The sequence below is a fragment of the Nocardioides sp. P4_G10 genome, from assembly GCF_056401175.1.
The window spans coordinates 136,026-147,031 of sequence record NZ_JBFUJV010000009.1 but is presented as its reverse complement, the minus strand read 5'-3'; the positions used below and the strand labels follow the sequence as shown (position 1 = coordinate 147,031).

Annotated in this window: 12 protein-coding genes; 3 read left to right on the top strand and 9 right to left on the bottom strand. The window is 72.3% G+C overall.

Features of this window, described 5'->3' with window-relative positions:
- Positions 1-60: 60 nt before the first annotated feature.
- Positions 61-1,581: an amino acid permease gene (locus AC1DP1_RS12035; protein WP_477507053.1), complete on the bottom strand. Its 1,521-nt coding sequence runs from the start codon at positions 1,579-1,581 to the stop codon at positions 61-63.
- 126 nt (positions 1,582-1,707) lie between these two features.
- Here AC1DP1_RS12035 and AC1DP1_RS12030 point away from each other — a divergent pair, with 126 nt between their 5' ends.
- On the top strand, positions 1,708-2,244 hold the full coding sequence (locus tag AC1DP1_RS12030) for a SigE family RNA polymerase sigma factor (protein ID WP_477507052.1): 537 nt from the start codon (positions 1,708-1,710) through the stop codon (positions 2,242-2,244).
- Positions 2,241-3,311, top strand: a complete 1,071-nt coding sequence (locus AC1DP1_RS12025; protein ID WP_477507051.1) for a hypothetical protein — start codon at positions 2,241-2,243, stop codon at positions 3,309-3,311. Before AC1DP1_RS12030 ends, AC1DP1_RS12025 begins: the two co-directional genes overlap by 4 nt.
- Positions 3,312-3,316: 5 nt before the next feature.
- Here AC1DP1_RS12025 and dxs read toward each other — a convergent pair whose 3' ends face one another.
- Genes dxs through AC1DP1_RS11990 form a run of 7 tightly spaced genes read right to left on the bottom strand, consistent with a single transcriptional unit; the run spans position 3,317 to position 9,185 of the window.
- Positions 3,317-5,221 carry a 1-deoxy-D-xylulose-5-phosphate synthase gene (dxs, locus tag AC1DP1_RS12020; RefSeq protein WP_477507050.1) on the bottom strand — a complete coding sequence of 635 codons (1,905 nt, stop codon included), beginning with the start codon at positions 5,219-5,221 and terminating at the stop codon, positions 3,317-3,319.
- Positions 5,222-5,237: 16 nt separating this feature from the next.
- Positions 5,238-6,173, bottom strand: coding sequence for an SMP-30/gluconolactonase/LRE family protein (locus tag AC1DP1_RS12015; RefSeq protein ID WP_477507049.1), 936 nt, complete (start codon positions 6,171-6,173; stop codon positions 5,238-5,240).
- Positions 6,170-7,435 (bottom strand): NUDIX domain-containing protein, encoded by a 1,266-nt coding sequence (locus tag AC1DP1_RS12010; RefSeq protein ID WP_477507048.1) that lies wholly within the window; start codon positions 7,433-7,435, stop codon positions 6,170-6,172. Before AC1DP1_RS12010 ends, AC1DP1_RS12015 begins: the two co-directional genes overlap by 4 nt.
- A gap of 20 nt (positions 7,436-7,455) precedes the next feature.
- Positions 7,456-7,872: a hypothetical protein gene (locus AC1DP1_RS12005; RefSeq protein WP_477507047.1), complete on the bottom strand. Its 417-nt coding sequence runs from the start codon at positions 7,870-7,872 to the stop codon at positions 7,456-7,458.
- A 32-nt stretch (positions 7,873-7,904) separates the two neighbouring features.
- On the bottom strand, positions 7,905-8,483 hold the full coding sequence (locus tag AC1DP1_RS12000) for a GNAT family N-acetyltransferase (protein WP_477507046.1): 579 nt from the start codon (positions 8,481-8,483) through the stop codon (positions 7,905-7,907).
- A 2-nt stretch (positions 8,484-8,485) separates the two neighbouring features.
- Positions 8,486-8,890, bottom strand: coding sequence for a YjbQ family protein (locus AC1DP1_RS11995; protein WP_300053131.1), 405 nt, complete (start codon positions 8,888-8,890; stop codon positions 8,486-8,488).
- Positions 8,880-9,185, bottom strand: a complete 306-nt coding sequence (locus AC1DP1_RS11990) for an MTH1187 family thiamine-binding protein (protein WP_477507045.1) — start codon at positions 9,183-9,185, stop codon at positions 8,880-8,882. Before AC1DP1_RS11990 ends, AC1DP1_RS11995 begins: the two co-directional genes overlap by 11 nt.
- A gap of 137 nt (positions 9,186-9,322) precedes the next feature.
- On the opposite strand from AC1DP1_RS11990, the gene AC1DP1_RS11985 reads away from it, so the two are divergent.
- Complete coding sequence (locus tag AC1DP1_RS11985) at positions 9,323-10,159, top strand: alpha/beta fold hydrolase (RefSeq protein WP_477507044.1); 837 nt, start codon at positions 9,323-9,325, stop codon at positions 10,157-10,159.
- Between the two features lie 54 nt (positions 10,160-10,213).
- On the opposite strand, the gene AC1DP1_RS11980 is transcribed toward AC1DP1_RS11985, so the two are convergent.
- A complete protein-coding gene (locus AC1DP1_RS11980) occupies positions 10,214-10,921 on the bottom strand; it encodes a DUF3105 domain-containing protein (RefSeq protein WP_477507043.1) in 708 nt (235 codons plus the stop codon).
- Positions 10,922-11,006: the final 85 nt, after the last annotated feature.

Below are 11,006 nucleotides of genomic sequence, written 5' to 3'. Positions count from 1 at the left end.
TCCTGCGGGAGGATGCGCCGACTCGACGTCAGTTCGGCGCCAGGACGCGCCGGCTCGACGTCAGGAGCTGGGGTCGGCAGCGGCGTCGGCAGGACGCGTGTGCTTGTCGTAGTCCCCGCGTCCGAGCCGGCTGTGGGAGCGGCCGTAGGCGAAGTAGACGACGAGCCCGATGGCCATCCAGACCAGGAAGCGGAACCAGGTCTCGGCGATCAGGTTGAGCATCAGGTATCCGCACAGCAGCACCGACGCGGTGGCGACGACGTAGATCCCCGGCACCCGGAACGAGCGGTGCAGGTCGGGGCGCGTCCGGCGCAGGATCAGCACGCCCACGCTGACGAGCATGAAGGCGAACAGCGTGCCGATGCTGACCAGGTCGCCCAGCGTCTCGAACGGCACGAAGCCGGACAGCACCGAGACCATGACCGCGGTCACCGCGGTGATGCGGTACGGCGTGCCGAACGTCGGGTGGACCCTGGCCAGGCCGACGGGCAGCAGACCGTCACGCGCCATCGCGAAGGCGACCCGCGTCTGGCCCATCATCAGGATCAGCACGACAACGGTCAGCCCGATGGTGGCCCCGATGGCGATCAGGTCCGATATCCAGTGCAACCCGACGTTCTCGAACGCCGTCGCGAGGGGTGCCGCGTCATCGGGGTCGATGTCGCGGTAGTTCTGCATGCCGGTGATGACGAGGGAGACCGCGATGTAGAGGACCGTCACGATGGCGAGCGACGCCAGCACCCCGATCGGGACGTCGCGCTGCGGGTTCTTGGTCTCCTCGGCGGTGGTCGCCACGACGTCGAACCCGATGAACGCGAAGAACACGATGGCGGCACCGGCGATCACCCCGGCGATCCCGAAGACCGCCGGCTCGAGGCCGAAGATCGAGGTGATCAGCGGGGTCTTCCAGGCGGAGGCGTCCGCGCCCGAGGAGGGCTGGCTCGGCGGGATGAAGGGGGTGTAGTTGGACGTCTTGACGTGCGCGATGCCGACGATGATGACGAGGGYGACGACGCTCAGCTTGATGGCCACCACGATCTGGTTGACCCGGCTGGAGAGCTTGATGCCGCCGATCAGGACCGAGGCGCAGACCAGGGTGATCACGATCGCCGGGAGGTTGACGACGCCGTCGCTGGCGGAGGTCAACGTCGCCGGGATCTCGAGCGGAGTGCCGTCCAGCAGGGCCGTGAGGTAGCCGGAGAAGCCGACGGCCAGCGCCGAGGCACCGACCGTGAACTCCAGCACGAGGTCCCAGCCGATGATCCAGGCGATCAGCTCGCCGAAGGTGGCGTACGAGAACGTGTAGGCGCTCCCCGCGACGGGCACCGTCGAGGCGAACTCGGCGTAGCAGAGGGCCGCGAGCGCGCAGGCCAGTCCGGCGATGAGGAACGACACCGAGATGGCCGGTCCGGCGTTGGTCGCGGCGACCAGGCCGGTGTAGACGAAGATGCCGGCGCCGATGATGACGCCGACACCGAAGATCGTGAGGTCGAGTGCACCGAGGTTCTTCTTGAGGCGGTGCTCGGGCTCCTCGGTCTCGGCGATCGACTGCTCGACTGACTTGGTCCGGAAGAGACTCATCCTTGCAAGGTAGACCCGACCGGCCCTCCCGCGCCTCCCGGTCTCGCGTGTCGCGGGTGACCCAACCATCCGGGGTGCTGGGATCGTCGGTAGGGGTGAGCACCCCCGAGCAGTCAGGACCCAGCGATGCCACGACGAGATCCGGCAGCCTTCGCCGAGTTCGTCGCCGCCCGGTCGGCCTCGCTGCACCGCACGGCGTACCTCCTGGTCGGCGACCGTGGCCTCGCCCAGGACCTGCTCCAGGAGGCGCTCACCAAGACGTACGTCGCGTGGCCGAGGCTGCGCGACCCGAGCAAGGCCGACGCCTACACGCGCAAGGCGATCACGACCACGGCGATCACCTGGTACCGCCGCCGCAGCTGGGGCGAGCGCCCCGTCGACACCGTGCCCGAGCGGGTCGGGGCCGGTCACGACGACGACGTGGCCACCAGGGACCTGCTCTGGCAGGCGCTGCAGGCCCTGCCGCCGCGGCAGCGTGCTGCGATCGTGCTCCGCTTCTACGAGGACCTCACCGAGGTCCAGACCGCGGCGGTCCTCGGCTGTGCCGTCGGCACCGTCAAGAGCCAGGTCTCCACCGGCCTCCGCACTCTCCGCACGCGCCTCGGCGACCGGGTCGCCGACCCCGACCTCTTCCCCCCCGACCCGCTGGAGGTGACCCGATGACCGGGCTGCTGAACGATCTGATGCGCGACCGTGCCGACCACCTCGAGCCGCCGGAGGTCGACCTGGCCGCCATCGCCCGCGACGGCGAGCGAGTCGTACGCCGCCGGCGCGCCGCCGTCGTCGGAGGCGTGGCTGCGGCTTCCGTCGTGGCCGTGGTCTCCGGAGCCGCGCTGCTCGGCACCCGGGGCGGGGACGACGGGCAGGTCGCGGGCAGTCCCCCGGCCGGTGTCCAGCCCCTGACCTGGACGACCGGACGGACGCTGCACACGGCCGGCGGAGAGACCGTCGACCTTGCCGCCGAGGTCCGGGCCTGGGTGTGGGTCGGCGACGACGTCGTCTACACGGATCCCGGCCACCGCGTGCACCTGTGGCAGGACGGTCGCGACCGGGTCGTCGGCGAGACGATGTCGCCGGACACCGACCTCGCCGAGCTCGTGTCGGACGGCACGTTCGTCGCCTGGGTCGGGGCCGACCGACGGGTCGAGCGCTACGACGTGACGGACGGGGCCACCGCCCGGGGGCCGGCCCTCCCCGGTGAGCGGCCGCGCGTGACGGCGATCGACGGCGCCGAGGTCTACCTCGCCGACTCGGCCGGGGTGTACGCCTGGCAGCCGTCGACGCCGAGCAGCTACCGCACCATCGGCACGGACCCGCGCGCGGTGGTCCTCGACGCCGAGTCCGGCACCCTGGTCCGCACCGCCCCGGGCCGGACGGTGCTCCTCGAACGCGAGGGCACGACCCTGCACGTGTCAGCGCGCGAGTTCGCCGACCTCTCCCCCGACGCCGGGTTGCTGTCGCTGGACGACGCGGACATCGGCAAGGTCGTCGACACCACGACGGGCCGGGGAGTCACGCTGGACCACGGCCACGAGTGGGCGGTCGGCTACCAGTGGCTCGACCCGACCACCGTGGCGACGCTCGCCTTCGACGGCATGGACGACGAGGCGTCGATGGACGGCTGGCTCCTGACCTGCGACGCGCTCACCGGCGCCTGCGCACCCGGCGAGCACCTGCCGGCGCTCGGCGAGTTCCAGCTGCCGGCCGGCCTGCACTTCGCCGCTCCGTAAGCTGATCAGGCGGTGTGGTCGACCTCGACGACGCTGGGCCTGCTGTCGAGGGCGGTGACGTCCTCCACGATCGACCGGGCGAGGGTCTGCGCGTCGAGGCCGATGCGCGCCAGGATCACGTCGCGCTTGGCGTGGTCGAGGAACTCCTGCGGGATGCCGTGCAGGCGGAACGGCGTACGCACGCCGGCGTCGTTGAGGGCCTGCAGGAGCGTCGCGCCGCAGCCGCCGACGCGCCCGTTGTCCTCGACGCTCACCACGAGCCGGTGCTCGCGCGCGAGGTCGATCAGGGCGGGGTCGACCGGCTTGACCCAGCGCGGGTCCACGACGGTGACGCCGATGCCCTGGTCGGCGAGCCGCGCGGCGACCTCGACGGCCGTGGTCGCCATCGAGCCGACCGCGACGACGAGCACGTCACGGTCGCCCGAGCGGACGAGCACGTCGCCGCCTCCGGCCCGGTCGATGGCCGGCACGTCCGCGGGCGGCGGACCCTTGGGGAACCGGACGACGGTCGGGGCGTCGTCGACCAGGACGGCCTCGTCGAGCAGCTCGTGCAGCCGCGTGACGTCACGGGGCGCGGCGAGCCGCAGGCCGGGGACGACCTGGAGGATGGACATGTCCCACATGCCGTTGTGGCTCGCACCGTCGTCGCCGGTGACACCCGAGCGGTCCAGCACGAACGTGACGCCGCACTTGTGCAGCGCGACGTCCATCAGGACCTGGTCGAAGGCGCGGTTGAGGAAGGTCGCGTAGACCGCGAAGACGGGGTGGAGGCCGCCCATCGCCAGCCCCGCGGCGGAGGTGACCGCGTGCTGCTCGGCGATGCCGACGTCGAAGGTGCGCTCGGGGTACTTCTCGGCGAACACGTCGAGACCGACGGGGTGCATCATCGCCGCGGTGATCGCCACGACGTCCTCGCGGCGGGCGCCGAGGTCCACGATCGCCTCGGAGAAGTGGTCGGTCCAGATCTTGCCCTTGGGCTTCTCCGCACCGGTCTGCACGTCGAAGGGGCCGGGGGCGTGGAACTGGTCGGCCTCGTGCCGCAGGGCGGGGTCGTAGCCCTGGCCCTTGCGCGTGAGCGCGTGGACGATGACGGGGCCGTCGAAGCGCTTCGCGTTGGTCAGCGCCTGCTCCATCGCGGCGCGGTCGTGGCCGTCGACGGGGCCGACGTACTTGAGGCCGAGGTCCTCGAACAGCCCCTGCGGGGCGAGCGCGTCCTTCATCCCCTTCTTGACGGCGTGGAGCGCGTCGTAGGCCGCGTGCCCGACGCCGGGGACGGCGTTGAGCCGCTTCTTGACCAGGTCGAGGACCTGCTCGTAGCGCGGGTTGGTGCGCAGCGAGGTGAGCGCGGTGGCGAGCCCGCCGATGGTCGGGGTGTAGGAGCGCTCGTTGTCGTTGACGACGATGACGAGGCGGCTCCTCTTCGCGATCGCGATGTTGTTGAGCGCCTCCCACGCCATGCCGCCGGTGAGGGCGCCGTCGCCGATCACCGCGACGACGTGCCGGTCCTCACCGCGGATGGCGTAGGCCTTGGCCAGCCCGTCGGCGTAGGACAGCGCGGTGGAGGCGTGCGAGTTCTCGACGATGTCGTGGTCGGACTCGGCCTGGCTGGGGTAGCCGCTGATGCCACCCTCCTTGCGCAGGGTGGCGAAGTCGGAGTGACGACCGGTCACGAGCTTGTGCACGTAGGACTGGTGGCCGGTGTCGAAGACGACCCGGTCGCGCGGGGAGTCGAAGACCCGGTGGATGGCAAGCGTCAGCTCGACGACGCCGAGGTTGGGGCCGAGGTGCCCCGAGTTCGTCGCGACGGTGCGGATCATCAGGTCGCGGATCTCGGCAGCGAGCTCGTCGAGCTGCTCCGCGGAGAGCCCGCGGAGGTCGCTCGGGGAGCCGATCGAGTCGAGGAGAGCCATGGGGCGAGAGTCTATTTCATGGACGGTCGAGGACCGCCACCGCCGGCTCGTGGAGGCTCCCCAGCCAGAGCCTGCCGTCGTGCTCCCGGACGCCGGTGACCATGTGGTAGCCGGCGCCGCGCTCGGGGCCCGGCAGGTCGAGGTCGTGGACGAGCCGGCCGTCGTCGTCGTAGGCCTGCACGCGGATCGTCCGCGCGGGCTTGGGCTGGAGCGCCTCGGGGATCCGGGTGACCGCCTTGCGCAGCGGCATCAGGGCCGTGCCGAGCCGCTCGACGAGGCCGTCGACCGGGCTCGCGACCGCGACCCAGATCAGCCCGTCGCTGCCCCGGCTGATGTTGTCGGGGTAGCCCGGGAGGTCCGTGACGAGGTGGTCGCGCTCCCCCGCGCGCGGGCCGGCCAGCCAGAGGCGTACGACCGTGCGGCCGCGGCACTCGGCCACGGCGACGTAGGACTCGTCGGCGGCCAGGGCGACGCCGTTGGCGAACGCCAGCCCCGTGAGCACCACCTCGACCGAGCCGTCGGGGTCGCGGCGCAGCAGCCGACCGGTGCGCGTGTGCTGGACGAAGTCGTCCTTCCACTGCTCCACGCCGTAGTGCAGCGAGGAGTCGCTGAACCACACGGTGCCGTCGCCGGCGACCGCGGCGTTGTTGCAGAACCTCATCGGCTCACCGCCGACCTCGCCGACGAGCACCTCGACGGCGCCGGTCGTGGGCGACACCCGCAGCACGCCCCGCTTCGCGTCGCAGACGAGGAGGTCGCCGTCGGGAAGCAGCTCGATGCCGAGCGGGCGACCGCCGGTGTCGGCGACCCGGCGGGTGCTTCCCGTCGCGGGGTCGAGCGCCCAGATCGCGCCGTCCTCGGTGCCGGTGAAGACGGTGCCGTCGGGCGCGACGAGCACGTCCTCCGCCCCCATCGACGGGACGGGGTGGACGGTGAGGGTCTGGGCGGTCATGGCGCCATGCTGGCGTAGACGTCGCTGTCGAGGAAGGCCGGGACGATGTCGGTGGCCGCCGAGCTGAGGTCGAGCCCGCGCGCCACAGCCGGGTCGACGAAGACGATCTGGCGTCCCTCGCGGCAGTCGATGTCGGCGTCGGTCAGGTCGGTGGCGGCGACGAAGACCTGCATGACGTCCCACGTGCCGTAGGCCTCGCGGTGGTCGACCACGAACTCGCGGAACAGCTGCAGCCCGCCCGCAGGCAGGCGCACGCCGGTCTCCTCCTCGAGCTCACGGTGGGCGGCAGGCTCGAAGTCCTCGCCCGGGTCGACGTGGCCGCCGGCCAGGCCCCACTTCTCCGGGTCGATGCGCGGGAACTCGTCGCGCTCCTGCAGCAGGATCCAGCCGCGGCGGTCGACGAGGATGATCCCGGCGAAGCGCCTCGGGTCGGGACCGCGGTCGAAGGGATGGGCCGCTGCCCAGTCACGAAGGTGGGGCTCCACCAGGCGCGTGGCCGGGATGACGTCGAGCTCGGACAGCCGCTCGGTGGCGACGAAGACCATCTGCCGGCCCTCGTGGCACTCGACGTCGTCGTCCCCCAGCGTCGTACGCGCAGCGAAGACGCCGTAACGGTGGGTCGACTGGGTGAACCGGCCGAGGTCGTCGAGGTCGGCAGGGTCCACCACGACGCCGGTCTCCTCCGCCAGCTCGCGCGCCGCCCCGTCGACCGGCTGCTCACCGTGCTCGAGCCCGCCGCCCGGGAGGCACCACATGTCCGGCCACGCGGGGGCGCGGTCGTCGCGCTCCTGCATGAGCACGCGCCCGCGGGGGTCGACGAGGGCCACCTGGACGAAGTCGACGGGAGGTGGCACCGCGTGCCACTCGCGCACCGCGTCGAGGGTCAGCCGCGTCGCCCGGTGGAGCGGTCGGTCGGCGACGTCAGCGAGGTCGACGAAGGCCATCCGGACGCCCTCGCCGCACGCGACCTCGGACGCCGCGGCGGAGGTGCGGACGGCGAACAGCTCGAACTCGTCGTCCCCGGCGCAACCGTCGCTGCGGAACTGCCGCACCCCCAGCGACTCCAGGTCGCGGGCGTCCACGACGAGACCCGTCTCCTCGGTGAGCTCGCGGACGGCCGCGTCGACGAAGTCCTCGCCGGCCTCGAGGTCGCCGCCGGGGTAGCCCCAGCGACCGGGCTCGTGCAGCGCGTCGTCGCCGCGCTCCTGCATCAGCAGCTGCCCGCGCGGATCGATCACGGCGACGGCGGCGAACCTGTGCATCGGGCGACCCTAGCGACCGCTCACATCCGCACGCGGTAGCGACGCCCCCGCAGGGCGTCCTCGACCAGCCCCACCTCGCGTCGTACGCCGAGCAGACGGGCGTCCTCGAGCTGGAAGGTCTGCACCGCCGCCAGGACGACCGCCTCGTCAGCCACGTCCTTCAGGTCGCCGCGGATCTCGCTGAGCCCGCGGCGGGTCGCCAGCTGCTGTGCCTCGACGTGGAGCACGGCGAAACGAGCGAGGACCACGACGTGTCGGCGCAGGCCGGAGAAGCGGCGGTAGTCGGGCGGGCACAGGTCGAGCAGCCAGCTGGCCGCTGTGACCTCCCAGTCGGGCGCATCGGGGGGTCGCACCTGCCGCGGCCAGCCCGGGGGCGCGACGCCCGCGTGGCCCTGCGGCGGCGTCGGCCGCTGGCGGGGCTGGGGGGTGGGGAACACCCGGCCAGTCTATCGAACGTGTGTTCGCTTTCTTAGCCTGACCCCAGCTCCCTCTCGATCTCGGCGAGGTCAGGGTCGCGCAGCCCGACCAGGTCGAGCCGCCACCAGACGTCGGGATAGACCAGGCGACCGGTCATCCACGGCTCGTGCCTGCCCAGCAGGAGCACCTGGCAGGCGGGCTCGGGAATGCGACGGGACGGGCGCTCGAGTCCATGGACTGAGGCCGCGCTCCAGCCGCGGCTGCCGTAGTAGTCGGGGGCGCCCTCGAGGAAGACCAGGGGTGCACCGAGCCGCTCGGCTACGTCGGGGACCTGGGCGAGCAGGCGGCCGCCGATCCCCTGCCGCTGATGGTCGGGCGCCACTGCGAGGGGGCTCAGCACCAGGACGTCGACAAGCCGCTCCCGGGCGTCCAGCCACGCGCGTGAGAGGGCAACGCAGCCGACGACCTCGCCGTCCGACTCGGCGACGAGCTCCACCGCCATGTCCTCGACCCCGCGCAGCAGCGCCATCACGTCGTTGACCGAGGCACCATGGTCGCCGAAGGCGGCCTCGACGACCGCTTCCACCGCCGGGGTGTCGACGTTGCCGGCCTCGCGGATCGTGACGTCCACGGTCACCCCTCCAGGAACGACCAGCGCACCTCGCGCTCGTCGTTGTCGACGTTGAGGTCGACCAGGCAGATGCTCTGCCAGGTCCCGAGCGCGAGCCGCCCGCCCAGGACCGGGACCGTGCAGTGGGGCGGCACGATCGCGGGCATCACGTGCGAGCGACCGTGGCCCGGGGAGCCGTGGCGGTGGCGCCACCGGTCGTCGAGGGGCAGCAGGTCGCGCAGGGCCGCCAGCAGGTCGTCGTCCGACCCGGCGCCGGTCTCGATGACCGCGATGCCGGCCGTCGCGTGCGGGACGAACACCTGCAGCAGTCCGTCGCCCCGGTCGGCGACGAACTCGACGGCGTCCTGCGTCAGGTCGAGCACGACCTCGTCGCTGCCGGTGCGATAGCTGCGGGTCTCACTGTGCATCGCGCAGCGCCTCCTCGATGCGCTCCACCTTCGCGGTCAACTGGCCGTCGTAGCCGGGTCGGATGTCGGCCTTGAGCACCAGGCCGACGCGCGGCGAGGCCGCCGAGACCGCGTCGACGGCCCGCTTGACCACGGCCATCACCTCGTCCCACTCCCCCTCGATGTTGGTGAACATCGCGTTGGTCTCGTGGGGCAGGCCGGACTCGCGGACGACGCGGACGGCGGCCGCCACCGCGTCGGTGACCGAACCGGTCGGGTCGCTGGACATCGGTGACAGGGAGAAGGCGACGATCATGCCGCCACGCTAGGGCACCCGCCGCCCGGCCCGCCCGGGCCACCCCGGCGGGTGGAACGACCCATCCGGAACCGTGCCTACGTTCGAAGCACCAGTGACCGGCCCTCCCCCGGAGGGCCCCAACGAAGGGACACCGCGTGCCTGACGTCACCGCARGCTCCGGCCTGCTGAGCTCCACCAAGGTCCACGTCGAGGACTCCGGCGGCTCCGGCCGCCCGGTCGTCCTCATCCACGGCTGGCCCCTGTCCGGCGAGTCGTGGAGCGAGCAGGTGGGCCCCCTGAGCGCCGCCGGCTACCGCGTCGTGGCGTACGACCGCCGCGGCTTCGGGCGCAGCGACAAGCCGTCCAAGGGCTACGACTACGACACGCTGGCCGACGACCTCGACGGGATCCTCTCCGAGCTCGAGCTCACCGACGTCACCCTCGTCGGCTTCTCGATGGGTGGCGGCGAGGTGGCACGCTACGTCGCCCGCCATGGCCAGGACCGGCTCCACTCGGTCGTCTTCGCGGCCGCCGTCCCGCCGTACCTGCTGAAGGGCGACGACAACCCGGACGGCCCCCTGACCGAGGAGGCCGCCGCGGAGATGACGAAGGGCCTCGAGGAGGACCGGACGACGTTCTTCGACGGGTTCACCCGCGACTTCTTCTCAGCCGGCGGCGACCTCAAGGTCACCGAGGAGCAGCGCCAGGAGGCAATCGCGATGTGCCACCAGAGCGACCAGAAGGCCGCGCTGGGGTGCATGGAGGCCTTCGGCACGACGGACTTCCGCGACGACCTCACCCAGGTGACCGTGCCGACGCTCGTCATCCACGGCGACAGCGACGCCACGGTCCCGTTCGAGGGCTCGGGCAGGCGCACCCACGAGGCGATCTCCGGCTCGGAGCTGGTCGTCGTCCAGGACGCGCCCCACGGCTTCAACGTGAGCCACGCCGACGAGTTCAACCGGGCGCTGCTGGACTTCCTGGCGCGCTGACGGCGCTCGCCGGCGGGATCCCCGGCGCGGGCTGGGCGTACGAGGAGGGGCCGATCAGGCGTCGGTGCCCTGCTCCGGAAGCGAACCGTCCGGGGACGGCGTCCCGCCCTCGCAGCTGACCCCGAACTCGGGGGCCGTGTGCCCGTCGCCGTACTCCTCCAGGAAGAGTCCGAGCCGACGGTCGTCGGCGCTGTCGAGCCTGAGCTGCGCACCCCAGACCGTCACCACGACGGGCGAGGGCAGACCCTCGCGGGGCGACATGATGCCGTTGTCGGGCAGCTGCTCGGCCAGCGTCGCCCGGTCGTCGTCGGAGAGGTCGGGATCGTGGGTGATCCACACGGTGCCGTGCTCGAGGTCGTGGACGGCGTTCTCGTCGCGGACCGGCTCGTCGTAGACGCCGCACGCCAGCCAGATCGGCGCGTGCGCCCCGCCGGCAGGCGGGTCCTGCGGATAGGCGACGTCGTCCGTCGTGTGCGTGCGGTCGGTGATCTCCCACGTCTCGACGAGCGTCAGGTCGAGGGCGCGCTGGGCCCGTTCGTCGCCCCGGATCGCCTGGTCGACGAGAGGCGCGACCAGGGCGGCGCCGAGCACCAGGGCCGACGCGGCGGTGGCCAGCACGAGCGGCAGGCGACTCGACCGCTGCTCCTCGACAGGCACGTACGCCGCTTCAGGCGGGTCGTACGCCACCCCGGACGGACCGTCGACGGCCGGCTCGGGCTCCCCCGGGCGCGCAGGACCGGGCGGGGTGTCGGCGTCGCTCACCGCGTCAGGCTACCGACGGTTGGCTGACGAACGACGAACGGCCGCCGGCCCCACGCTCGTGGGGTCGACGGCCGTCGATGTCTCG

Excerpts from the sequence above, each read along its gene's own strand:
- dxs (WP_477507050.1), bottom strand. The coding sequence starts at position 5,221 with ATGGCTCTCCTCGACTCGATCGGCTCCCCGAGCGACCTCCGCGGGCTC.
- AC1DP1_RS11995 (WP_300053131.1), bottom strand. The coding sequence starts at position 8,890 with ATGCACAGTGAGACCCGCAGCTATCGCACCGGCAGCGACGAGGTCGTG.
- AC1DP1_RS12010 (WP_477507048.1), bottom strand. The coding sequence starts at position 7,435 with ATGCACAGGTTCGCCGCCGTCGCCGTGATCGATCCGCGCGGGCAGCTG.
- AC1DP1_RS12015 (WP_477507049.1), bottom strand. The coding sequence starts at position 6,173 with ATGACCGCCCAGACCCTCACCGTCCACCCCGTCCCGTCGATGGGGGCG.
- AC1DP1_RS11990 (WP_477507045.1), bottom strand. The coding sequence starts at position 9,185 with ATGATCGTCGCCTTCTCCCTGTCACCGATGTCCAGCGACCCGACCGGT.
- AC1DP1_RS12030 (WP_477507052.1), top strand. The coding sequence starts at position 1,708 with ATGCCACGACGAGATCCGGCAGCCTTCGCCGAGTTCGTCGCCGCCCGG.
- AC1DP1_RS12025 (WP_477507051.1), top strand. The coding sequence starts at position 2,241 with ATGACCGGGCTGCTGAACGATCTGATGCGCGACCGTGCCGACCACCTC.